Genomic DNA, 23605 nt, shown 5'->3' with positions numbered 1-23605 from the left:
AATTTTTCTTTCATGTCAATGACAAATAGTTGGCAACAATTAAAAATCCGAGCAAAAAAAACGCACACCTCGCTGTCTTTTAGCACAAGTGTACATCGATAATCTCTAAGAAAAGAAAATCAGGCTAACTGTTCTTCTTTTCTCTTTTCTTTTCATACATGACCTCATCCGCTTTTGCCAGTACATCATTCGGGGTCTGGCATCCCTGCAACGGGGCAATCCCGAAACTAAGGTCGACCATCGGTTCAATATTTTTCACATAGTCTTTAAATTCTGTTTTGACTTGTTCCAAAACCGTCTCCACGTGTCCGCTTTCACCAAAATAAACAACAATAAACTCATCGCCGCCCCAACGGCTGATCATATTTTTCCCATTATCAAAATGCCGCCTTAAAATAGCCCCCAAATGTTTCAGTCCATCGTCTCCTGCTAGATGTCCTTCTTTATCATTAATCATCTTAAAATTATCGACATCAAGCATGATCAAATGACCGTTGTGATTTCCGGATTCAAACTGTTTCTGCAGGATATCATTAAAATTTCTTCGGTTCAGCAGCCCTGTCAGCTCATCAAAATGAGCGAGTTGCATGAGCCTTCGATTCGTCTGGTAGTAAGCGTCAGCAAAATAGCGTACAACTAAGAAACTCAAAAACAGGACAATTGGAACCTGAATCAGCTGGTCCACGAAAAAACTGCCGGGATCCAGTACGGGTATTCTCTCCGGGAAATAATGGGCGTAAGTGTGGACACCGATAAAAGCCAGAATAATCACAGCGATAATTGTATTGCGATACCAGCCGTCCAGAATGTAACTGGCGACAATCAAGAGAAAAAATACATACGCAATCGTAAAGCTGTCACTTCCTCCGGCATCGATAAAACCAAAAGGCAGAACAATCCCTGTCAGAACCAAAAAAACAAAAATTTGCTGCGCTCGGAAAAACCTCTATGTCTTTCATACAATAAACTGCATACTGCTAAAACGAGTAAAAAAATCCATTTAATATTGAGGCTTAATGGGTAGCCTACGGCAAGATTTCCAATAATAGAAAACGCTGATAGCAGTATCATGGCCTTTAACAGGACTAGATAAAACCCCTGCTTAAGATTCGTTTCCTTCACTAACCCCATCTCTATTCTTTTTTAAATTAATACCAGTCATATTGAAAATCATAACATGATATTTTTAGGATAACAATCCTAATTTTGGAATTTTTTCCAAAATGATTCATCTGAGCATCAAGACAGAACAATACCCCGGAAGAGCCGGGTCATTCGTATATTTATTTAATTAATACCAGTATCTAGCTTAAAATGTTCTGGCTTTTTCTTCGGCTTCCTGCATTTTTTGGGAGAGTTCTCCCTGCGCATCAAATCCGATAACATCAAGTTGTTCCGCAGCGATTGTTGTAAAGTCGGTGATGCCCAGAAAACCGAAAATTGTTCTTAAATACCTGTCACCCATTTCATAAGCACCGCCTGCTCCTTCCGAATAAGCGCCGCCCCGGGTTACGATATGAACAGCTTTTTTTCCCTGGCATAAGCCCACGGGGCCTTGTTCGGTGTAATGAAAGGTAATCCCGGTGACCGTAATATAATCCAGATAACATTTGAGAATGGATGGAAAACTAAGATTCCACATTGGAGCAGCGATAATGATTTTATCACTGGCCTTGAACTCATAAGCATACTTTAAAACGGGATGATTGACGGAATCCGCGTCCTTTGGACCAAAAACAGATTGTAGATCCTCTGCAGACAGCGGCTTGACACCTTCCTGGTAGAGATCGTGGGTAATAATCTCATCACCAGGATTGTTTTGCCTGTAGGCGGTGATAAAACTCCCTGAAAGGCGAAACGTCCTCGACTGCTCGTCCGGCTTGGGATTTGCTTTAATATACAGTACTTTAGCCATAATTTTTATCCTCCATAATCATTGACAATCTTCAAATAGTTTTAGTCATTTTTGATAAAGCTATGACTGCCATTTCAAACCAAAACAATCATCTTCGCTTTGGCTGCTTTTGCCGAATTTTTCCCTTACCCTGGAGCTTCTCCTGCAGTTTCTCCAGCGCCTGGCGTATCTCCGGCTGCAAAGCGTCTTCCAATTTAGGATCTTCCAGATCTCCCATGCTGGCAAGGCTTTCAACATAGGAATCCCGAAGACCCCGATTGATTTCCACGAGCTGATAATCTTCTTTAATCCCGGCAAGCAGAGCGTCCCTGCTGCTGAGAAAGGTTTCTGAAGTTTCCCGGACTGATCCATTTGCCGACTTTGTCCGGACCGGAGCTTTTTGTTTGGCAGCCCGAGTTTCCGTTTTCTGGTGATCTTTCTGTGGGAGGGCATCCCGGGTCTCTTCGAGCGCAGCTTGAAAATAATTGATTTCTTCCATGAGCTTTGCCGCCCATTCCTTGACTACCTCAGGGCTCCGGGTAACGATAAAGGCCTCCTGAACAGATCCACCATTTTTCAGTAGGATCTTACATCCGGTCGGTGTCTCGTATTGATAGGTCGCACCGCGTTCCCTGGTATTGGTTACATCAATCACCCCGGGAATAATGTCTGTGATTTCGCGGCGCTTACTCAAATCCTCCAGCCAGTCCAGGGCGCCGGTAATGATACTGTGTTCCCTTTTAATTTTATTGCGGCGAAATTTCATATGATAACCTCAAGCTGCGCGACGGACAAAATAATTAAAAAACAGATTAAAAAAACAGATGCTGGATATCAAAATTTCCTTTTTCACTTAAGTTTAATAAGCCCATCGAAAACTGTGGCTGTCCTCTTCTTTCTGTTGGAGATCCAGGATTGAACAGCAATACCCCTTCATAGACATTTTTATAAGGTATATGGCTGTGTCCAAAGATAATCATATCTACATCTTCTCCCGAAAAGAAATTGTAAGCCCTTTCCGGGGTATTCTTTCCTGATCCAAGATAACCATGCGTAACACCAATCCTTAGAGAACCTAGTTTGGCTATGATTTTCTCCGGCAGCTCTTCCATTAACCAGTCACAGTTTCCTCTGACTGCAATGACCGGTGCAATCAAATCCAGTTCCTCGATTAGACTCTTCGTCACAACATCTCCTGCATGAATAATTGTATCAACCTCACTTAAAACATTCCAGACAAATGATGGGAGTTTCCGTCCATAGCGAATATGTGTATCAGAAAGAATGGCAATTTTCATTTCTTTCCTCCCGTTCTGTCAGACTGCTTTGGATACATGTTCCACATTTAATACTTTTCGGATTATTTGGTTAATTTCGTATTTATATAATAGTAATGAATAATTGCTGATTTGCCAATAGCTGTCTACATAATTTAACAGACAATATGTAAAAATAAACAGAGACATTCATCTCTGTTCTCTTCATTGTTATAGAACGTTATAAATACTGGCATTGACATTTTAAGGTTTTGCGAATTTCGTTGGCAACCCTCCAGGTTTCCTGCAAATGAGGAGTAAGCAGCTCTATCTTGCCGCTGAATCGGTCTACAAGCAGATCGGGGCTCGGATCACCGTCAAGGTCTTTATTGGAATGGCGGATATCTATCGCGATTTTATTGTCGTCAAACACAGGCGGAACAAAATAATTGAGTACTTCTTCTGTCGCATCTATCAGATCAGCCACTTGATCATCCGAATAACCTTCCCGTAAAAGAATCTCTTTAACCTGAGGCAAAGAATGATCTAAAGTAAGCAACATCTGCGCCCTTCTGACCATTTCAGGATCTATATTCATTCTGCCACCTCTTTTCATTAGCTGCTTATCAACATTTTTCCCTGTAAGACGGAACAAATACTACTATATTTTTTACTGACTTGGTGTTCTTGCCCAACATCAAATCTTTATTTTAATATATGTGCCAATTTAGTGGAGGTTAGAGTATGTTAAAATTTTTTTCGCTGCCTGCTGTTCTGGCAGCAATCTCCGGAGCTGCAATGGCCGTGCAGGGAACGCTGAATTCACAGCTGACGCAAAAAACTTCTTTGCTTTCTTCGACGCTGATCGTACACATCATTGGCAGTTTGATTGCCCTTCTGGCCGTATTGGCTTGGAAAGTACCTATGTTTGGGCATAAATGGCTGCAAATCCCTTGGTATCTCTATTTGGGAGGAGCGTTAAGTGTCGGAATCGTTGCCTTAGTCGCCATAACGATATCCAGAATTGGCGTATGCAATGCCACGACGGCCATTATCCTTGGACAAGTCGGCCTTGCGGTCATTATTGATCACTTTGGGCTTTTCGGGGTCCAAAGAATAAGTTGGAATCCGTGGCAGTTGCTGGGTCTTGCACTTTTTGTCGGTGGGGCAAAGCTGCTGTTTAAATAAATACTAGATTGTTCCGGAACGGCCATTGATCATATTTAAATTCAAGAGGATATTATAAACTTCTTCCGTGACCACGTATTTGTGAATATTGCCATTAGCGGAAAGCAGTAATATTTTTGTTGCTTCCCCTTTCCGATCTCCATCGATAAGCCTTATAATATACGCATAGCTCTCTGTCGACAAAGAAAGTTGCTGAAACTCGTTATCGCCGACAAACAACGCCCAGTATCCGTCTGAGATTTCACTGTCCCCAGTATAGATGGAATTATAGACACTATTTGTATCCGTCCCATCCCCTGTTGTTGTGGTATCCTTAACCTCACTTGATGTTGGCAGCGTAATTTCGCCTATTTCTTCAGTATTTGCAGTTGCGGAGGTTAGCTGATCGTAAACATTATGAAAAAAATCCGGGAATAGCAAATATCCGACAATACCAACGATGAATATCCATAATGCAAGCACTTTAATATCGCCCCAGATATCATTTTGAGGAGGACGTCCCCAGGCGTTGCTGCGCATAATACCACCCCAAGAAAATATACGTCCATTTATTGGAGAATATGACGTTGCATCTTTTAAATATTCCCCCTACAATTTAACTGAGGTGAAAAATTTTGATGGATTTGCTGCAAAAGAAACTGAAATTGCTGCCGGATAATCCTGGCGTTTATTTGATGAAAAATGCTACTGGTAAGATTATTTACGTTGGCAAAGCCAAGGTGCTGAAAAACCGGGTAAGGTCTTATTTTACAGGGTCCCATGATCAGAAGACCCAAAAACTTGTCAGTGAAATTACCGACTTTGAATATATCCTGACATCTTCTGAGGTTGAGGCTCTCCTGCTCGAATGCAACCTCATCAAAAAACACGACCCGTACTATAACATTATGCTGAAGGATGATAAATCTTATCCGTATATATTAATAACATCCGAAAAACACCCCCGGATTATTGTCACCCGTAAATTTTCCAAAAAAGCCGGCAAATATTTCGGTCCCTATCCCAATGCAACAGCGGCCAGAGAAACTGCCCGCCTGCTGAACCGGCTGCTTCCTTTCCGCAAATGCAGTCAGATCCCTGCCAAATCCTGTCTTTATTATCATATTGGACAATGTCTCGGTCCGTGTATCCATCCTATTGAGCCTGAACAATATCAGGAGGTCCTCGATAAAGCCACCATGTTCCTCCGCGGCAATCAAAAAAGCATCATCAACTGGCTGGAAGGAAAAATGACCAAAGCCGCCGAAGCGCTGCAGTTTGAGGCAGCCAGAGAATACCGGGATCTGATTCAAGACCTGAAAACCATCAGTGAAAAACAAAATATTACGCTAAGTGATTTGCGAAACCGCGATATCGTGGCCTACGCGTTTAATGAAGAGCTAATGAATATTCAGGTTTTTTGTTTTCGTCAGGGTAAACTGGTTACCCGGGACAGTTTCTTCTTTGCCTACTACGATGAACCGGAAGAATCATTTCTTTCATTTCTGATACAGTACTATACGGACGAGATGGTCATTCCGGATGAGATTTGTATTCCTGAAATCCAATCGACCGCAGTCATGGACATCCTTCCTCTGACCATACCTAAAAAAGGTAAAACCAAACAACTTCTGGCAATGGCCGCCTCGAATGCTGAGACTGTTCTGAAAGAAAAAATGGACCTGGAAAAAGACAAAAATGAAGAGATTCAGAAAACGATGACAGGATTATGTAAACTTCTCGGAATCGCTCAGGCCGATACGATCGAAGCCTTCGATATTTCTGGACTGTTCGGCAGCAATATTGTCGGGGGTATGGTTCAGTTTAAAGCCGGAAAACCCTTTCGGGCAAACTACCGCAAATTTAATATTGCTCCGCTCGCGAACAACAATGATGATACTGCCTACCTCAAGCATATTATCGGGCGCCGTTATTCCCGTCTGCAGAGAGAAGAATCCGCAATGCCGGATCTGATTCTGGTTGATGGCGGAAAAGGACAAGTCAAAGCCGCACTTGATGCTCTGAAGGAGCTCCGCTTGACCATTCCGGTTGCCGGTATGGTTAAAAACGACCGGCACGAAACGCGCAGTCTGATCAATCAAGCAGGCCGTGAGCTTTCTATTGACACCAGAATCGAGGTGTTTTATCTGATCCAGCGAATCCAGGACGAAGTGCACCGTTTTGCGATCACTTTCCACAGGCAGCAGCGGATTAAAAACATGACCGCATCGGAGCTGGATGGTATCCCCGGAATCGGGCCAAAACGAAAAAGAATGCTCCTCAGAACTTTTGATTCTTTGGATGCGATCAAAAATGCTGCACCTGAAGAATTTATTAAGTCCGGTTTGTCGGCAGTGGCCGCCCAAGAAGTCTATAACCACTTTCACCATACGTAAAAACAGGTATGATATTATTTTATATCTTGTTAAAAATTTTCTTTGATGTTTGTTTGATTTTTCTTCCTGCCTTGACAAGACAGTCAAAGACGTATATCCTAGAAAATGGATTAATGACTCACAAAAACGCGAAAATATAATATATTTTCGTTTTTTGTGTCTTATTCAGGAGTGATATTTTGAAGCACAAATACTCAATTATTATTATCCACCCTGACCACGACAAAGCACCCCGGCAGATTCAGTTTTCTGTCAAAGCGAAAAAAATGATTGTTACCAGCTCAGCTGCACTGGGTATCTTTTTTACGGGACTTTTTGCTTATGACATTTACCAGGCTCATTACATCAATGTTTATCAGCAAAAAATTGCCTATGTCGATAAGCTTGAAGATCAGTTGCAGGCCAAGGATCTGGAAATCGCTAGATTAAATGAAAAGACATCCGAAATCAATCAGAACTTGTTAACCATCTCCTCACTGGAATCTAAAATTGCCGGCATTCTTAAAATCCAGCAGAAAAGTACGACGGAAGTCAGCCGCGGCAGTTACTCCGTACAGTCATATTCCGAGCCGGAAAGCCTTGATCAGGCTTCAAATCTGCTCAATTCTCATGTGGAAACCCTGCAGGAGTATTATGATGCTTCCGTAGAATACAAAGACAAGCTGAACCGGACACCGAATATTCTTCCGGTCAATGGCCCGATCTCCTCACCTTTTGGCTATCGCCGCAATCCTTTTGGCGGCTGGAGCAGTGAATTTCATTCCGGTATTGATATTGCCTGCGATTATGGCACACCTGTCCAGGCGGTTGCTGCCGGGACCGTCACTTATGCAGGCTATGACGGTTATTGGGGACGAAGGGTGCAGATTGACCACGGCTATGGCGTTGTAACGTTTTATGCCCATAATTCCAAACTGACAGTCAAAGTCGGAGACACGGTTCAGAAAGGCGAGATTGTCGCGTACAGCGGAAATTCCGGCCGGAGCACCGGCAGCCACCTTCACTACCAGGCCTATGTTGACGGCGAACTCGTTGATCCGACAGTCTTTACTACCTATACCGAAGCGCAATAAAAAAAGGAGCGGCTAAGCATGTTTAGTAAAAAAGAAAACGACATAAAACCGGTTATCCGCAATATCAGCACGAACACAAATATTACATACATTGCCGAAGACTGTGAGCTCAAGGGGTCTTTGGTATCGAGCGGCAATATTCGGATAGACGGCAAGCTCGAAGGCACTGTTGAAGTCGGGGGCGACTTAATCATCGGTCAGTCTGCCTCAGTAAAAGCCAATATTTCTGCTGCTACAGCAACGATTACGGGCGTTGTCTGTGGGAACATTAAGGTCGGAGACCTGTTGGAATTAAGCCCTACCTCCCGCCTCTACGGGGACATCACCGCCAAACAGCTTAAGATCGACCAGGGCGCCATCTTTGTCGGCACAAGTTCGATCGTCTCTGACAGTATAGATCATCGCGATGATGCTTCCCCTGAAAAAAAGTCCTAAGAAACAATGCATATTCGGATTCGGAGTTTTGCAGGAATGCTGTAACAGCAGCCCAGCAAAACTCCTTTTTTAGCTCTGTGTCAAATATGAGGAATTTTTTCGTCCAATAACATATCTTCTTGAGGTCTAAGTTCTTAGATATTATAACATACGATATTTTTATTTATTTTATTAATTTCGCTATGGTTAGAGGCATATTGAAAATTTTTTTGAGTTATAACTTTATTTTTTTTATTTTCTTTCATAAGTACTGACAAACAAGCTTTGACTACCTCACTATCATATAAAACATTACTATGTTTTAATACTTCAGCCATTGCTTCTCCTAAACCACGGGCAGGTCTATAAGGTCTATGAGAAGACATCGCATCTATCGTATCCGCAACAGCTAATATCTTTGCTTCTATAAGTATTTCATTATTTCGTAAACCATTTGGGTACCCAGAGCCATTCATTCTTTCATGATGCTGTAAAATTATTTTAGCAATTGGCCAGGAAAAGTCTAAGGTCTTAATAACTTCAAAACCATTCTGAACATGCTCTTTGATTAAATTGAATTCATTATCTGTTAAATTACGAGGTTTATTAAGTATATCTAAAGGTATAGCTATCTTTCCAATATCATGTAGTAGTGCAGCTACTTTTATTCCTTTAATTTGTTCCTCCGGTAATTTCATTTCTTTGGCTATAGCACAAGACAAATTAGCAACATTTGTTTGATGAGAAGCCGTATATGAGTCCTTTTGTTCTAACAGTTCACTCAATGCTGTAATTGTAGATTGTGAAAGGATTTGTAATTTCTCATTGGTTTTTTTTAGTTTTGCTTCCAATGACTTAATTGCTTCCTTTTCCATTAATAATTCCGTTTGCACTTGCTTATACTTTGACATTTCACACATATATTCAAAGCGAACATCCCTGCCGTCCCTCCAACGGATTATCTTATTGGTAATTTCAAAATATTTATTTACAAAAGTATTATAATGTTCCCAGATATATGGTTTGTCCTTGGTTTCTTTTATAATTTGATTTGTACAAAAAATACATGGATAATCTTTATTATGCAAGACCTTATAGCATAACTCTCCTATCGGTTCTCTACCATAAATATCTTTAATAAATTTATTTGCATAAAGTATTTTGTAGTTTTCTATATCCGAAACGTAAATTCCCGCATTGATGCTATCAAACATAGTACAGTATTGAATACGTTCGAAATTCATGCTTTTTTTCGCCATATCATTTGCAATAGTTGAACAAAGAATTCTAGCAATAGACTGGAGAAAGTTAACATCAACTTCCAGCCATTCACGATAATTTCCCCATACATCAAAACCTAAACAACCGTAGTATATATTTTTAACAAATAACGGGATAATAAAAAGAGATTTTATCCTTTGGTTAAGTATTATTTTTTTGTCATCTCATCGGGAATATCTTCAATGTCTGAAAAACATATTATTTTATTATTTTCCACTTGATTTAGTAACCAAGGTGTAAAACATTCCGACATATCATGAAGATTATTTTTTTCGTGCACGATACCGGGCGAAACCCATACAAAATTATTATTTATATTTGTTTCTTGATAAGGTTCTAATAAATAGGCTCGACTAACTAATAGAGTTTCTCCAAGAACTTGAAGACTTTTATTTATGCAATCGTCTATATCACTATCTTCAAGAGTAATAAGAGAAACTTTATTTAGCAATTGTTCATATATGAGTCTGTTTTTTAATGAATTTATTAAATTCCTTTTTCAACAGCCAAATGTGTATGCAAAAATGCTTACTCACTTTCTAAAAGAAGTTTTATAATTTTAGAAGAAGTGTAAATCGGCTACCAAATGATCGTCATTTTAAATTTAAAAAATTCTTATTTGTTCTTAATTATACTATTATAAAACATTTTACTCAAGAAAAATTTTGTTTTTCAAAATATTTTTATTACTAAATATTTATTTAAAGCTCCATGAATGGTCAATAGCCGAAAAGCGGTTGGGGACACGATATAAACCCCTAAATTTACAAAAAGATACTGCCAACAGTATAAAACTATTAACAGCATCTTATAGGTTTGGAGTTACTCTTATTTAGGGGGTTATCCCTACAATACAGAACCTTATCTTACATACCACTTTTGATGGTAGTCCCTTGGATTGTAGGATATCGAGAAGTAAATGTTGCGGCTTAGGTCAAGTAGGTTTTCCCACCAGGATCCCTTTGGTTTCCTGCAAGGGCGGTTTCCCCTTCCTCCTGGTCTGAAATGTTGCCATTTCTCAGAACTTGATCGCCACTTAGTCCGCACTTCAATCCTTCTCAATAAAACGCTCTAGAAGTTTTCCTTAACACTCCCGGTCACCCTAGCCTCTTTTGCAGAAAAGAATTTCCGGCAGGTATAACGGATGTTTGCCAACACCAGTTAACCAATCATCGCCTTTCCAACTTTTCCACCTCAAGGCAGGCTACACTGCACTAAGTTCCTTCCTAATGCAGGTTCATCCCCAAGCCGTAGCTATGTTTCAAACCACGTACCTGGGCCTCCACGGATAAAGGGTAGCGCCCACATGCCATTGCGGATCCCCCTCTGTCCTTAACTCCCAGCAGCAGCCCACGACTGGGCGTCCCAAGCCACCACCAGGAACTTCATCGGTATGCCCTTAGCGGATTCTTAGGCCCGCCCTCGAATGACCGTTTCATGCACTAGAATAACGCTCCATGATCCAAAGGAACCTTACACATCTGAAACTAAGATATAATTAGTTTTCACTAGTTCATTTTTATTAGCTTCCACATCATTTTATACATATAGCTTCCATATCATTTTATACATAATCCGTATTTTTTGCAAAAGCCGGATGTACTATAAAGCGAATTCATACCGCAGATAACTGAACGTTCGTTGATTAAAGAATCGTCTATTTCCGTCAGTTGATTATTTTCGGCTAAATTCGGCCAAAACAGTCTATATTGCCGACCAAAAACCACACCATTATTTGCCGTTTAAAAATAAAAGTCGATCAAAATTATGTATCATTTTTTTTGTGATATTTTTCCCATAGCGAACCATCAGCATATTGGCTGGATGAGATGTGATTTCCTCATCGTCCGTATCTTTAATAAGCAGATCCGTATGCGTCATCAGACGGCGCATCATTTCCCTGTATTCCCAAATCGGCAGGTTTGTTCCATCCAAATCCCAGTGCCAGTAATATTCTGTTGCAATCACAATATAGTCTTCCATTTTTTCGTCACCGAAAGCAGCTTCCAGCATCCTGCGGGCTACTCCATAATTGCGGTAGCGAGGAGACACTTCAATCGCTCCGAGCTCCAGAACCTTGTCTTGTCCGGATGACCACCGTTCAAATTCATCCGGCGGATGAAACGTAATATAGCCGACCAGCTCCCCATTGATTTGGGCTGAGACGACTTTTCCCTGTGGAAGACAGCTGATCTCAACAATGGCTTTTTTTTGTTTGGCAGCCGGACGGAAAGCTTTTAATTGCTGGTCAATTTCAAGCTTTTCCAAGATATCCGGAGATGTCACCCCGGATATCAGCAGTTCCCCTTTCGAAGTCTGGATAGTACAGGTAATGTTGATCCATTCCTCTTTATTCATTTACCCATCCTGCTAGGTATTCCGCCTGATCCGATGTCAGGCTGTCAATTTGCAGTCCAAGTGAATGAAGCTTCATCAGCGCAACCCTGTTATCCAGTTGTTCCGGAACATTAAAAACTTTGTTCTCAAGCCCCTGGTTTTTTACCAGATATTCGAGGGCCAAAGCCTGCAACGCAAAAGACATATCCATTACTTCCACCGGGTGACCGTCTCCTGCAGCTAAATTCACCAGTCTGCCTTCAGCAAGCAAGAAGATTTTTCTCCCGTCTTCAAGGGTAAATTCTTCAGTGTTGGGGCGGACCTTTCTTTTGGAAACAGCCAGAAGACTCAGGTCCTGCTTAGAGATTTCCACATCAAAATGACCGGCGTTCGCCAGGATTGCACCATTCTTCATCCGTGCAAAATGATCTTTTGTAATGACATTTTTATTGCCAGTCACGGTAATAAAGTAATCTGCCATAGAAGCGGCTTCCTTCATCGGCATGACCTCGTATCCATCCATCCAGGCCTCATTGGCTTTAACCGGGTCAACTTCACAGATAATGATTTTCGCCCCAAGCCCTCTGGCTCTTAATGCCACACCTTTTCCGCACCATCCATAACCAACGATACAAACCGTTTTTCCTGCAACGACCAGATTGGTTGTCCGCAGAATTGCATCCCAGACGGATTGACCCGTTCCGTATCGGTTGTCAAATAAATACTTGCTTCTGGCATCATTGACGGCCATCATCGGAAATTCAAGCTTTCCTTCCCTGGACATGGCTTTTAATCTGAGAATACCTGTTGTGGTCTCCTCCGCTCCACCTCTAACCTGGCCAATCAGTTCCCGCCGGCAAGTATGAATTGTTGAAACGAGATCCCCACCGTCATCAATGATATAATCAGGCCCAAAATCGAGGGCCTTATTGATATGCACTTTATACTCCTCATCTGTCGCACCGTGCCAGGCATGAGCCCTGATGCCGTTTTCGACCAGAGCCGCTACCACATCATCCTGCGTAGAGAGCGGATTGCTGGCGACCACAGCAACTTCCCCGCCTCCCGCCTGAATTGTCAAGGCCAGATATGCGGTTTTTGCTTCCAAATGAAGGCAGATGACAATTTTTTTCCCTGCAAACGGGCGCTCTTGAATATATTGATCCCGAAGTGAATTCAACACCGGCATGTACTGTTTTACCCAGTCTATTTTTCGTTGTCCGTCAGCAGCCAGCCTAATATCTCGAATGGTAGAAACTTCGTTCATCTTAGCACCTCCTCCGCTTTATTATACACGTATTTGTTCTAAAAGTCAGACTGCTTAGGAAGAAAATCAGGCTCCTTTTCAGGACCTGATTGTACAGTCTTGCTTGCGTACTTATGCTGTTTCTTTCGGACTTTTTTCCTTGCTGCAGGCATCAACTTTTTGAGCAATTACATCAAACAGCGCCGACTGATATTCTTCAACTTGCCCGGCATCGGAAAGCGCCGTCAGTCTTGGATCAATCGGCAATTGGCCGAGATAAGGAATCTCATTCGCCGCAGCTTCCTTCTCTCCGGCCGGTTTGCCGAATATCTCAATGCGCTTGTTGCAGTCCGGGCATTCAATATAAGCCATATTTTCAACAAGTCCATAAAAAGTAGCTTTATACATGGTGGCCATTTTTATGGCTTTGCGAACAACCATGTTAGCGAGCTGCTGAGGACTTGTGACAATGACCAAACCATCCACCGGAATAGACTGCAATACGGAGATCGGCACATCGCCGGTTCCTGGAGGCAAGTCAATCAGCAGGTAATCAAGTTCTCCCCAGATCACATCCGTCCAGAACTGTTTCACCAGTTGGGAAATGACCGGACCTCTCCAAATCACAGGATCATCCTCATTTTCGAGCATAAGATTCAGAGAAACAATCTTGATGCCACTCATGGATTTGACCGGCATAATCCCCTTTTCAGCGGCACTTGCTTTGTCTTTGAGACCAAAAATCTTCGGAATGCTGGGTCCTGTGATATCCGCATCGAGAATACCGACTTTATAGCCCTGACGCATCAGGCTTACTGCAAGCATGCTCGTTACAGAGGATTTTCCGACTCCACCCTTGCCGCTCATGACTGCAACAACATTTTTAATATTACTTAATTTTTGAGCTTCAGTAAGTTCCGGAACTGAGGAGCAGCTGCCGGAGCAGGTTGAAGCTGTTGAACAACTGCTGCATGGACTACTCACCTTTTTTACCTCCATTATTCGCTTACAAGTTTTTCCAGCTGATCGAGCAGCTCCACAAAAACATCCAGTGCCTGCTTAACCGGTTCCGGTTTTTCCATATCGACTCCGGCTTGGCGCAGAAGTTCGATCGGATAATCTGAGCCTCCGCTGGACAAAAACGCCAGATACCGCTGTACAGCAGGTTCCCCTTCCTGCACGATTTGCTGAGCGAGAGCCGTCGCTGCTGAAAATCCTGTCGCATACTTATAAACATAGAAAGCATTATAAAAATGCGGAATCCGTGTCCATTCCATATTGATCTGTTCATCCAAGACAATGTCTGACCCAAAATATTTCAAGTTCAGGTCCCGGTAAATTTCGGACAGGTAGTCCGCCGTGAGGGATTCATTCCGTTCGGCTGCAGCATGTATTTCCTTTTCAAACTCTGCGAACATGGTCTGCCTGAACACGGTTCCCCTGAATTGTTCCAGATAATGATTAATCAGATAGGCCTTCATTTTACTGTCATTCGAGGCATTGATCATATGACGCATAACCAGGGATTCGTTCAGTGTGGACGCAACCTCGGCCACAAATATTTTATATCCTGCATAAAGATGCGTCTGGTTTTTATTTGATAAATACGTGTGCAGGGAATGCCCCATTTCATGGGCCAGCGTAAACAGGGAATCCAGCGTATTCTGATGATTCAGCAAAACATAAGGATGGGAGCTGTACGTGCCCCAGGAGTAGCCTCCGCTTGTTTTGCCGATATTCTCATAGATATCGATCCAGCCGGAACGAAATCCTTCGTCCAGAATGTCCAGATACTCTTCTCCCAAAGGTTTCAGCCCTTCGCGTGCAATGGATTTCGCTTCCTCAAACGGAATATGCGTATCCATTTCAGGGACGAAAGGAACATAAATATCATACATATGCAACTCAGTAACGCCGAGGACTTTTTTGCGCAGCTGGATATACCGCTGGAACTGCGGCAAATAGTCATGAACTGTCTGTATCAGCGCGTCGTAAACGGAAAGTGGCACTTTGTCGTCGTCAAGAGCGCTTTGAATCGCAGAATCATAGTGTCTGACCCTTGCATAAAAAACATCGGCCTTGACACTCGCTCCGAGCATTGCCGCCCAGGAGTTTATTTGTTTGCCGTAAGCCGCATACATCGTCGTAAACGCATCCTGTCTGACTCTACGGTCTTTGCTTTCCATATACCGGATAAAATTTCCCTTGGTCAGTTCAATTTCCCGGCCTTCTTCATCCTTGATCGGACCGATTTTCAGATCCGCATCGTTGGCCATGCTGAAAATCGTGCTTGGTGCTGAAGCCAGTTCGCCTGTTTCAGCCAGGATTTTTTCCTCGGCCAGACTCAAGACATGTTGTTTTTGTCTCAAGATATTTTCCAGGTAATGATGATAAATCTGCAATCTCTCATCCTGACGAATCTCACTAAAGCGTTCATCCGGAATAGCCAGGATTTCCGGAACAATAAAGGACAAGGCGCTTCCGGCCTGTACTGAAAGCATTGTCGCCCGGTCTGTCATCCCCTGGTAACGGGAAATCCGGTTATCTTCATCCCTTCTCATCCGGGCGTACGTAAACAGTTCTTCCAGGTTCAGGCTGAAACGGTCTGCCCATTCCATACATTCAACAAAAATGTCCGCACCGCCGGCAAGCTGTCCCTGATATTTTGCGGAAAGCCCAATCATCTTTTCTGTTTCGCTAAACATTGTCTCCCAGTCCTGATCACTGGCAAAAATATCTTCGAGTCTCCATTTATATTCCTGCGGGATTTCTTCCCTTGAACGTAACGTCTCTGACAAACTGATCCCTCCAAATAATTGATCTTCTCGAAATATTATACACAGTAAAAGAAAAAATTACTAATTTGTTGAGCAAATTAATACTAATTGTTTGCCCTTAATAACAAGAATACCAGTCTGTGTAAACGACAGGTTGGTATCTTTTTATTCGGCTAAATCTGCCCATGTTGTATAAGGCTTCCTGCCAAGATTAAGATTTGTGTAGCGCTTCTCGCCGGTTATTTCACGGTCACCGGCAACCCATTCCGGAAATTCCAGCGGATAATCTTCCTGCGGAATTTCTGCATCCACCGTAATCAAGCCGGTATTTTCCTCTTCATAAACATCAATCTCCCAGATTATTCCCTGACCGCTCTTCACTGTATATCTCGTCTTAATGATGGGCGGGCTTATTGCCAAGGACATAAGCTTCCGAACCTCATCCTCCGTTACTTCCTTGGCCGGAGTCTCCAACTCGAACCGCCTGTTTTTCGTATAATAATCCTTGATTGTCAACATCATTTGATTTCCCTTGATTCTGAACCTGACCGATGGTTTTTCCGAAAGATAACCTTGAATCATCCGTTCCCCTTTCTTCAGTTCCGGCAGAAGATGCTGATGAACAAGGTACTTGCGCTCAATCTCCAGTCCCAATATCCCCAACTCCCATACGAGTACCATAATAACCCCTAAAATTACAATAAATGGCGAGCAGATTTCTTGGTAAGACAAGGCGGTATTACGAGAAATCTGCTGACAGTATATGAATTTAGGGTTGACATGGTACTATTGCAAATTTATTTTATAAGCTTCATTATACCTTAAATTTTCCAAGGTCTATATAAGTCTATTTAATTTATTATCTATCTTTAATCTAATAATAAGGTTGAAATTTTGATCAAGTGTCTTCTGTTTTAGCTCCTGGTTTTTTATCGTAATCAACAAGTTTCAAATAACCCCACGTCGCCAATGGGAACCAGATAATAAAGAGGATGATGGGATAAACCAGCGGACCCGTATTTATAATTCCCAGTTTTGAGATCACCTGAGAAAACATCACGCTGTAAAATATCCCGGATAAGACATAAACATAGCGGTAAATATTTTTCTTAGGTAATAAATAGAAGTATATAACATAAAATACTGCCCAGGATATCGGAGCAAAAAAATGCACTGCCATTATCCCGAACTCCTGGTAATTGATATACCCGAACAATCCGGTGAAATAGCCGATGCCCGCCGCAATAACATCAAATATAGCCCCGAATATGATTCCGTAGATCGATAGTCTTCGAATTTCTGCTCTCGGAACAACGGCAACCATAGTCAATACAAAAATAAATGTATAGACCATCGGAATAAATTTTACAGCCATAAAACGTGCTCCTTTACTGAAGAGAATGCTGATATTAATCATTCCTGCTTTTCGGAATTATTATGCAAATGACAGTCCAAAATGTTGTATATCAGGAAACAAAAATCTATGACATGACCAATCATTGTCCAATTAAGAAAGCAATTGATGTTCATAAGGCCTACAAAGCAAAGAGCACTTCTGACTGTTTATGACAGCAGCAGTGCTCTTGCTTATTTTAGCCGGGACATTTGTACCTGCTCGTAATGCTTAATTTTAATACCTGCTCTCTTACTGCTTCCCAATCTGCTGCAGCGCTTCAACTGCTGAGGCATCGGCAAGGGTCGTCGTATCGCCGATTGCCCTCCCTTCAGCAATATCTCTTAAGATTCTGCGGATAATTTTTCCGCTGCGGGTTTTCGGCAATTCTTCCGTAAGGTGAATTTCATCAGGCTTGGCGATTGCCCCGATTTTGGCGGCAACATGATTCTTAAGTTCATTCACCAAGTCTTCCCTGGCTGCAACCCCTTCACGGAGGGTGACGAAAGCTGCGATCGCCTGCCCTTTCACTTCATGGCTTTTACCGATGCAGGCAGCTTCAGCCACAGCCGGATGCTCAACAAGGGCGCTTTCGACTTCAGCTGTACCGATTCGATGACCGGAAACATTGATGACATCATCGACTCTGCCAATAATCCAGAAATAACCGTCTTCATCGATTTTGGCCCCGTCCCCGGCAAAGTATCTGTCTGGCCATGTGCCCCAGTAGGTGTCCTTATAGCGCTTGTCATCACCATAAACCGTTCTGAGCATTGCCGGCCAGGGTTCGGTGATCGCCACGAATCCAACCTCTCCGTTTTGAACCGGCTGTCCGGATCTGTTCAATATTTCGGCTTTGACACCCGGGAAAGGCACAGAACAGGAACCGGGCTTCATGTCGGTTACTCCCGGCAGAGCTGAAATCATAATCATTCCTGTTTCCGTCTGCCACCAGGTATCGACGATCGGGCATCTTTCTCCGCCGATATGCTTGTGATACCATAACCAGGCTTCAGGATTGATCGGTTCTCCAACCGTCCCGAGGAGCCTTAGGCTGTTCAAGTTTCTTTTCTGGGGATAGCTCTCTCCCCATTTCATAAAGGTCCTGATTGCCGTAGGCGCGGTATACAAAATGGTTACCCCGTACTTTTCAATCAGTTCCCAGTATCTGTCCTTCGCAGGATAGTCAGGCGTCCCTTCAAAGAGGAATACCGTCGCACCGTTGGCCAGCGGTCCATATACCAGATAGCTGTGGCCTGTGATCCAGCCGATATCCGCCGTACACCAATAAACATCGTTTTCCTTCAGATCAAAGATGTACTGATGGGTCGTCGAAACACCTGTCAGGTAACCACCGGTCGTATGCACAACGCCTTTAGGCTTTCCGGTGGTGCCGCTCGTATATAGGATGAACAAAATATCTTCCGCATCCATTTCTTCAGCCGGACAATCGGCTGCAGCATCCTTCATCAGCTCATGGTACCAGACATCTCTTTCTCCTTGTACGGCATTATCTAGGCCTACCCGTCTGACCACGATGACTTTATCGATTTCCGCGACACCTTTCAGAGCCTCATCGACATTTTCTTTGAGCGGAAGAACCTTTCCGCGGCGATAGCCGGCATCAGCCGTAATCACAATCTTCGATTTAGCATCATTGATTCTATCCCGAATGGCCTCAGCGCTGAATCCGCCGAAGACCACACTGTGGGGCGCTCCGATTCTGGAGCAGGCCAGCATGGCAACGACTGCTTCCGGAATCATTGGCATATAAATGGTGACAACATCCCCCTTTTTCACACCCAGAGAGCGAAGTACCCCCGCAAATTTGCTGACTTCATGATGCAATTCCTTATAGGTGAGCATTTGGGTATCACCATTTTCGCCTTCAAAAACAATGGCATTTTTATCCGCCCGGGGCCCGGCCAAATGCCGGTCCAAACAATTGTAGGACGCATTGAGTTTACCGCCGTTAAACCATTTGGCAAATGGCGGATTCCACTCTAGAACCGTATCCCATTTTTTGAACCAACTAAGCGTTGAAGCCCTCTCTTCCCAAAAGGCCAATCTGTCTTCTGCCTTTTGATAAATGCCCGGGTCGGAAATGAGAGCATCTTTCCTGAATTCCTCTGAACTCTGAAAGACGTGTTTATTTTCTGAACTTAGGGTAATCTCTTTGGACATCTCTTTTTCCTCCTTACCGACCCAACGATAATTTTTATTTTTTTCATCATATCACAACCGACTGTCCAAATCGTCTGCTTTGGAGCCAATTGCCCGTATTTAAGGGTTAAACGCAAAATACCGGCCTTCGCCGGTATCTCCAGATTTCTTTATCATCTTATCTATATGTGTCTTTAAATATCTTGCTTCTCATCTGATCATTCATTCCTGCTTATAGATCAATAAGTGAAACAGGCAGCGTACGTTCCACTGCCTGTTTCAGCCACCTCGTCCACCTTTTCTCCCAGGAAGGTTCCCCATCCTTCCAATTAATTATTTTACTTGATGATATTTTCAAATGCAAGTGCAAATCCAAATATGTCCAACATAGGTACTAGTCCTTGAGAAATTTCCTTTCCAGATAAGCGGTAATTTCCTCCGGCTGGCACCTGTATACCTTCTGGGCAGGCTTCTCTCTTAAACCCTGCAGCCCGGAAGGGATATCCCAGCCTGTCAAAGCGCTGAGCCTGGTCAACGCTTCCCAGGGGCCACATTCTCTGTAGCTGTCACCGGCAATTGCTGTCAGCACGCTTTGAGCAAACTTGAAAGGACTCGCCGTTGAAGTCAGGACAGTAAAGGTTTTGTCCCCGCTGTTTTCTCGATAATCGTTGTAAACCTTCATCGCGACAGCCGTATGCGGGTCCAGCAGATAGTTGTCTTCTTCATACACTTTTTTGATGGTTTCGAAAACACCCTCTTCATCCGTCCAGCCAGCGATCATATTCTCCCTACAGGCAGTCAAAGTATCCGGATCCACACTGAACTTCCCTTCGCTGGAGAGACGTTGGAACCAGCTACTGGTCTTGCCGGCATCCCTTCCGGATACTTCAAACAAAAAGCGCTCAAAATTGCTGGAAATAAGGATGTCCATTGAAGGTGACGAAGTCAGATAAAACGGACGATTGCTTTCATAAGTTCCGGCAGTGAAGAAGTCTGTAAGCACATTGTTTTTATTCGATGCACAAATCAGCTTGCCCAGTGGCAGTCCCATTCTCTTAGCATAATAAGCGGCCAGAATATTGCCAAAATTACCCGTGGGAACCACGATGTTGATTTTCTCTTCCGCAGCAGTTCTTCCGAGTCTTACTGCCTCGAGATAAGCCCAGAAATAATAAACAATTTGAGGCAGCAGTCTTCCCCAGTTAATGGAATTCGCTGAGGAGAAAACCATATGGTTGGCATTCAATTTTTGGCGCAGTTCTTCAGATGAAAAAATCTTTTTAACTGCAGTCTGGCACTCGTCAAAATTTCCGTTGACCGCCACAACGAAAGTATTTCCTCCGCCTGTCGTAACCATCTGGCGCTCCTGCACAGCACTGACGCCGCCGTCGGGATAAAAAACCACAATCCGGGTACCCGGAACATCCTTAAATCCGTCCAAGGCGGCCTTGCCGGTATCTCCGGAAGTCGCCGTAAGAATCAGAACTTCCACATCAAGTCCAAGTTCTTTAATACTTGCAGTAAGCAGATAAGGCAGCACCTGCAGGGCCATATCCTTAAAAGCAGCGGTCGGGCCGTGCCAGAGTTCCAGCATCCCGCAGCCACCGACTTCAACAAGCGGTGCGGGGTTTGACGTATCAAAACGTCCGTCTCCGTATACTTTGACTGCCTCTTCCAGCGTTCCTGCCGGTAGATCTCCGCAATACAGCTTCATAATTTGCAGCGCAAGCTCGGCGTAACTGCAGTTGGCATATTGTTTCCAATCCACGCAGGGGATCTCCTGAGGAACAAATAGTCCTCCCTGAGGTACCATTCCTAGAGCAATCGCCTGGGCAGAGGTTTGAGCATCAATGTTGCCGCGGGTACTAAGATACATTTTTTCTCCTCCAATAATCACTGTGCAATATTTCAATCATCAATAATTGATATTTTACTTGATTTTATATGAAAAGACACGTAAAAACAATATAACTATAATAGAATCCTGCTTAACTATCAAGGATTATCCTGTATTATTTTGAACACAAGACAAGGTATTTTACGCCTGAGCAAGAATATATTGGATAAGCAACTGATGCACTGGATAAAATGACTCATATGGCTTGACATTCCTCAAATCAACCAGAAAGCAAGGCGAAATACGATGAAAGATAATTTCACCCGCAAATACAGACAGACTTTGCTGCTCGGCTTAATCAAGGTAATCCAGGAACTGTTCCCCGAAGAAATGCTGAAGATTCCTTATTCCATCCTTGACGGCGTTTATTGCGAATTTTCCGGCTCCTTGGTCTCTCCCAGAGAAGTCAGACAGATTGAAACAGCGTTAAAGAGCTGGGCTTATAATAAAAACTGCATTGAATTTTTGGGGAAAGAAGAGAATTTTCATATCTACAAATTGGATGAAGCCATCATAAAATCAATTTATTCCGCCTTCGAGGATACTTCTGCCATCAAGGATTTTCGGCTTATTCCTTTTCAGCCGGGATTTATTCTGGATTTTTCTGATGAGTCCGGTTATTTGGCAGACTTTGTTCTTCCCAAAAAGCTTTCAGCAACCTATACGGAAACGCAACGCTGGCTTGAAGTCCTGGATCTGGCTGAGGTCAAGGACGTGAATTCCTATATCAGAAACGGCCACTCCATCGATCTCATTAATATTGCTGAAGCTCTCCAGGAGAAAAAGATCGCGGACATTGCGGATATAATAACCAATGAAAATAAAAATGTCAGAATCGTGCTGATTTCAGGACCATCCTCATCAGGGAAGACGACCTTTACCCATCGTCTCTCGACTCAGCTGATCGTCAACGGCCTGAAACCGATTTCCTTATCTCTGGACAACTATTACCTGAATCGGGAAAACATTCCGCGTGATGCTTCCGGACAGCTGGATTTTGATACCCTATACTCCTTGGACCTTGCGCTGCTCAATGAACATCTGGATAAACTGATTATGGGAGAAACGGTCCAGACACCGGTATTCAACTTTTTCACCGGAAAGAGAAATCTGGACGGAAATTGTATCCGTCTTGACTCGGACAATATCCTGCTGGTCGAAGGCATCCATGCCCTGAACCCAGGTTTACTTACCATTAACAGAAATTCGTTCTTTAAAGTCTATATCAGTGCGCTTTTCCTGCTGAATATCGACCGCCACAACCGCGTCCCGACAACTGAGGCGAGACTGATCAGACGAATCGTACGCGACGATAAATTCAGGGGCTTTGGCCCGGAGCGGACTCTGAATCAGTGGCCAAGTGTCAGACGCGGGGAAAATACCAGCGTTTTCCGCTACCAGGAAGAAGCAGATATCATGTTTAATTCCAGCCTGCTCTTTGAAATGAACGCCCTGCGTTCCTTTGCCGAACCTCTTCTTGAAAAAATTCAGGAAACAAATATGTTTTACGATACTTCAATTCGTTTGCTAAATCTTCTGTCGTTTTTTGAACCCATGGACACATCCAACATCCCCTTAAATTCAATTCTCCGGGAATTTATCGGAGGAAGTATCTATAGTGAATAGCCATAACATATCATCCAAGGAGAAAATGATGGAACCCAACAGACTTATGATGCGTGATTGTAAAATAAACCGCATTCTTTGTATTTTAGAACAAACCTATCCGGAAGCGCACTGTGAGCTGAATTTTCGCAACCCCTTTGAACTCCTTGTTGCAACAATTCTCAGTGCCCAGACCACAGACCAAAAGGTCAACAAAGTAACAGCCGTACTTTTCGAACGCTGCCCCACTCCCAAAAAGATGTTGGAGATCACTCCCCGCGAGTTTGAAGAAATCATTCGCCCGATCGGACTCTTCCGCACCAAAGCCAAAAATATTCTGCAGACCTGCGAGCTGCTCATTGAAGAACATCACGGAGATGTCCCCTCGAATCTGGATGACCTCGTAAAAATGCCGGGTGTTGGCCGTAAAACAGCCGGAGTAGTCTTAGCAAACGCCTATGGCATTCCTGCTTTACCTGTGGATACCCACGTACTGAGGGTTGCCAATCGGCTCGGTCTGTCCCGGGAAAAAGACCCTTCTAAAGTAGAAAAAGAGCTTACCGCTCTTATCCCTATGGAACTATGGATTGATACCCATCACCGTTTGATTTTTCACGGTCGCAGACTTTGCCATGCCCGGAAGCCGGAATGCCCGGTCTGTCCTTTGAAAGACTGCTGTCCGGTATTTACCAGTGCTTCCTAATAT

23 protein-coding genes are annotated in these 23605 nt (G+C 43.3%); 7 read left to right on the top strand and 16 right to left on the bottom strand.

Going from position 1 to position 23605, the window contains the following annotated elements; genetic code table 11:
- Nucleotides 1-124: 124 nt before the first annotated feature.
- The 5 genes from DEHRE_RS06045 to DEHRE_RS06025 form a co-directional block, all read right to left on the bottom strand.
- Complete coding sequence (locus DEHRE_RS06045; protein WP_242837054.1) at nt 125-913, bottom strand: GGDEF domain-containing protein; 789 nt, start codon at nt 911-913, stop codon at nt 125-127.
- A gap of 396 nt (nt 914-1309) precedes the next feature.
- Nucleotides 1310-1915, bottom strand: a complete 606-nt coding sequence (locus DEHRE_RS06040) for an FMN-dependent NADH-azoreductase (protein WP_019225782.1) — start codon at nt 1913-1915, stop codon at nt 1310-1312.
- An 88-nt stretch (nt 1916-2003) separates the two neighbouring features.
- Nucleotides 2004-2660 (bottom strand): DUF2103 domain-containing protein, encoded by a 657-nt coding sequence (locus tag DEHRE_RS06035; RefSeq protein ID WP_019225781.1) that lies wholly within the window; start codon nt 2658-2660, stop codon nt 2004-2006.
- A 46-nt stretch (nt 2661-2706) separates the two neighbouring features.
- Nucleotides 2707-3192, bottom strand: a complete 486-nt coding sequence (locus DEHRE_RS06030; RefSeq protein WP_015042461.1) for a metallophosphoesterase family protein — start codon at nt 3190-3192, stop codon at nt 2707-2709.
- A 199-nt stretch (nt 3193-3391) separates the two neighbouring features.
- On the bottom strand, nt 3392-3748 hold the full coding sequence (locus tag DEHRE_RS06025) for a hypothetical protein (RefSeq protein ID WP_015042459.1): 357 nt from the start codon (nt 3746-3748) through the stop codon (nt 3392-3394).
- Between the two features lie 146 nt (nt 3749-3894).
- Between DEHRE_RS06025 and DEHRE_RS06020 the strand changes: the two genes are divergently transcribed.
- A complete protein-coding gene (locus tag DEHRE_RS06020; protein ID WP_019225780.1) occupies nt 3895-4338 on the top strand; it encodes a DMT family transporter in 444 nt (147 codons plus the stop codon).
- 3 nt (nt 4339-4341) lie between these two features.
- Here DEHRE_RS06020 and DEHRE_RS06015 read toward each other — a convergent pair whose 3' ends face one another.
- Nucleotides 4342-4857: a hypothetical protein gene (locus tag DEHRE_RS06015; RefSeq protein ID WP_019225779.1), complete on the bottom strand. Its 516-nt coding sequence runs from the start codon at nt 4855-4857 to the stop codon at nt 4342-4344.
- On the opposite strand from DEHRE_RS06015, the gene DEHRE_RS14915 reads away from it, so the two are divergent.
- The 4 genes from DEHRE_RS14915 (at nt 4847) to DEHRE_RS06000 (ending at nt 8221) form a co-directional block, all read left to right on the top strand.
- Entirely contained in the window at nt 4847-4996 is a 150-nt protein-coding gene (locus DEHRE_RS14915) for a hypothetical protein (protein WP_162147878.1), read from the top strand. The two genes, DEHRE_RS06015 and DEHRE_RS14915, sit on opposite strands and share 11 nt — an antisense overlap.
- Nucleotides 4956-6713 carry an excinuclease ABC subunit UvrC gene (gene uvrC / locus DEHRE_RS06010; protein ID WP_019225778.1) on the top strand — a complete coding sequence of 586 codons (1758 nt, stop codon included), beginning with the start codon at nt 4956-4958 and terminating at the stop codon, nt 6711-6713. Before DEHRE_RS14915 ends, uvrC begins: the two co-directional genes overlap by 41 nt.
- Nucleotides 6714-6892: 179 nt before the next feature.
- Complete coding sequence (locus DEHRE_RS06005; RefSeq protein WP_019225777.1) at nt 6893-7786, top strand: M23 family metallopeptidase; 894 nt, start codon at nt 6893-6895, stop codon at nt 7784-7786.
- Between the two features lie 18 nt (nt 7787-7804).
- A complete protein-coding gene (locus tag DEHRE_RS06000; RefSeq protein ID WP_019225776.1) occupies nt 7805-8221 on the top strand; it encodes a bactofilin family protein in 417 nt (138 codons plus the stop codon).
- A 134-nt stretch (nt 8222-8355) separates the two neighbouring features.
- Here the strand turns inward: DEHRE_RS06000 and DEHRE_RS14095 are convergent, their stop codons facing one another.
- The 10 genes from DEHRE_RS14095 to thrC all read right to left on the bottom strand — a co-directional run bounded on the left by DEHRE_RS14095 (nt 8356) and on the right by thrC (nt 21273).
- Nucleotides 8356-9414 (bottom strand): HD domain-containing phosphohydrolase, encoded by a 1059-nt coding sequence (locus tag DEHRE_RS14095; protein ID WP_242837053.1) that lies wholly within the window; start codon nt 9412-9414, stop codon nt 8356-8358.
- A 215-nt stretch (nt 9415-9629) separates the two neighbouring features.
- Entirely contained in the window at nt 9630-9932 is a 303-nt protein-coding gene (locus tag DEHRE_RS15225) for a hypothetical protein (RefSeq protein WP_242837052.1), read from the bottom strand.
- 1280 nt (nt 9933-11212) lie between these two features.
- Entirely contained in the window at nt 11213-11839 is a 627-nt protein-coding gene (locus DEHRE_RS05990; protein WP_019225774.1) for a GNAT family N-acetyltransferase, read from the bottom strand.
- Nucleotides 11832-13085, bottom strand: coding sequence for an adenosylhomocysteinase (locus DEHRE_RS05985; protein ID WP_019225773.1), 1254 nt, complete (start codon nt 13083-13085; stop codon nt 11832-11834). Before DEHRE_RS05985 ends, DEHRE_RS05990 begins: the two co-directional genes overlap by 8 nt.
- 111 nt (nt 13086-13196) lie before the next feature.
- On the bottom strand, nt 13197-14048 hold the full coding sequence (locus tag DEHRE_RS05980; protein WP_019225772.1) for an Mrp/NBP35 family ATP-binding protein: 852 nt from the start codon (nt 14046-14048) through the stop codon (nt 13197-13199).
- Between the two features lie 14 nt (nt 14049-14062).
- Complete coding sequence (gene pepF / locus DEHRE_RS05975) at nt 14063-15862, bottom strand: oligoendopeptidase F (protein WP_019225771.1); 1800 nt, start codon at nt 15860-15862, stop codon at nt 14063-14065.
- 144 nt (nt 15863-16006) lie between these two features.
- Nucleotides 16007-16522 carry a CYTH domain-containing protein gene (locus tag DEHRE_RS05970; RefSeq protein WP_176714397.1) on the bottom strand — a complete coding sequence of 172 codons (516 nt, stop codon included), beginning with the start codon at nt 16520-16522 and terminating at the stop codon, nt 16007-16009.
- A gap of 217 nt (nt 16523-16739) precedes the next feature.
- The gene (locus tag DEHRE_RS05965; RefSeq protein ID WP_019225769.1) at nt 16740-17216 is read right to left on the bottom strand and encodes a hypothetical protein; all 477 of its coding nucleotides are present in this window, start codon (nt 17214-17216) and stop codon (nt 16740-16742) included.
- A gap of 270 nt (nt 17217-17486) precedes the next feature.
- Nucleotides 17487-19418: an acetate--CoA ligase gene (acs, locus tag DEHRE_RS05960; protein WP_019225768.1), complete on the bottom strand. Its 1932-nt coding sequence runs from the start codon at nt 19416-19418 to the stop codon at nt 17487-17489.
- A gap of 373 nt (nt 19419-19791) precedes the next feature.
- Nucleotides 19792-21273, bottom strand: a complete 1482-nt coding sequence (gene thrC, locus DEHRE_RS05955; protein WP_019225767.1) for a threonine synthase — start codon at nt 21271-21273, stop codon at nt 19792-19794.
- A gap of 267 nt (nt 21274-21540) precedes the next feature.
- Between thrC and DEHRE_RS05950 the strand changes: the two genes are divergently transcribed.
- Entirely contained in the window at nt 21541-22920 is a 1380-nt protein-coding gene (locus tag DEHRE_RS05950) for a uridine kinase family protein (protein ID WP_019225766.1), read from the top strand.
- Between the two features lie 28 nt (nt 22921-22948).
- Entirely contained in the window at nt 22949-23602 is a 654-nt protein-coding gene (gene nth / locus DEHRE_RS05945; RefSeq protein ID WP_019225765.1) for an endonuclease III, read from the top strand.
- Nucleotides 23603-23605: the final 3 nt, after the last annotated feature.

Origin of the sequence: Dehalobacter restrictus DSM 9455, assembly GCF_000512895.1 — a bacterium.
Taxonomy (GTDB): domain Bacteria; phylum Bacillota; class Desulfitobacteriia; order Desulfitobacteriales; family Syntrophobotulaceae; genus Dehalobacter; species Dehalobacter restrictus.
The sequence above is the reverse complement of the archived record's forward strand: the minus strand, read 5'-3'. Positions and strand labels throughout refer to the sequence as shown.

Coding starts and splice junctions, on each gene's coding strand:
- DEHRE_RS06040 (WP_019225782.1), bottom strand. CDS start 1,915: ATGGCTAAAGTACTGTATATTAAAGCAAATCCCAAGCCGGACGAGCAG.
- DEHRE_RS06035 (WP_019225781.1), bottom strand. CDS start 2,660: ATGAAATTTCGCCGCAATAAAATTAAAAGGGAACACAGTATCATTACC.
- DEHRE_RS06030 (WP_015042461.1), bottom strand. CDS start 3,192: ATGAAAATTGCCATTCTTTCTGATACACATATTCGCTATGGACGGAAA.
- DEHRE_RS06025 (WP_015042459.1), bottom strand. CDS start 3,748: ATGAATATAGATCCTGAAATGGTCAGAAGGGCGCAGATGTTGCTTACT.
- DEHRE_RS06020 (WP_019225780.1), top strand. CDS start 3,895: ATGTTAAAATTTTTTTCGCTGCCTGCTGTTCTGGCAGCAATCTCCGGA.
- DEHRE_RS06015 (WP_019225779.1), bottom strand. CDS start 4,857: ATGCGCAGCAACGCCTGGGGACGTCCTCCTCAAAATGATATCTGGGGC.
- uvrC (WP_019225778.1), top strand. CDS start 4,956: ATGGATTTGCTGCAAAAGAAACTGAAATTGCTGCCGGATAATCCTGGC.
- DEHRE_RS06000 (WP_019225776.1), top strand. CDS start 7,805: ATGTTTAGTAAAAAAGAAAACGACATAAAACCGGTTATCCGCAATATC.
- DEHRE_RS14095 (WP_242837053.1), bottom strand. CDS start 9,414: ATGTTTGATAGCATCAATGCGGGAATTTACGTTTCGGATATAGAAAAC.
- DEHRE_RS05990 (WP_019225774.1), bottom strand. CDS start 11,839: ATGAATAAAGAGGAATGGATCAACATTACCTGTACTATCCAGACTTCG.
- DEHRE_RS05985 (WP_019225773.1), bottom strand. CDS start 13,085: ATGAACGAAGTTTCTACCATTCGAGATATTAGGCTGGCTGCTGACGGA.
- DEHRE_RS05970 (WP_176714397.1), bottom strand. CDS start 16,522: ATGGTACTCGTATGGGAGTTGGGGATATTGGGACTGGAGATTGAGCGC.
- DEHRE_RS05965 (WP_019225769.1), bottom strand. CDS start 17,216: ATGGCTGTAAAATTTATTCCGATGGTCTATACATTTATTTTTGTATTG.
- acs (WP_019225768.1), bottom strand. CDS start 19,418: ATGTCCAAAGAGATTACCCTAAGTTCAGAAAATAAACACGTCTTTCAG.
- thrC (WP_019225767.1), bottom strand. CDS start 21,273: ATGTATCTTAGTACCCGCGGCAACATTGATGCTCAAACCTCTGCCCAG.
- DEHRE_RS05950 (WP_019225766.1), top strand. CDS start 21,541: ATGAAAGATAATTTCACCCGCAAATACAGACAGACTTTGCTGCTCGGC.
- nth (WP_019225765.1), top strand. CDS start 22,949: ATGGAACCCAACAGACTTATGATGCGTGATTGTAAAATAAACCGCATT.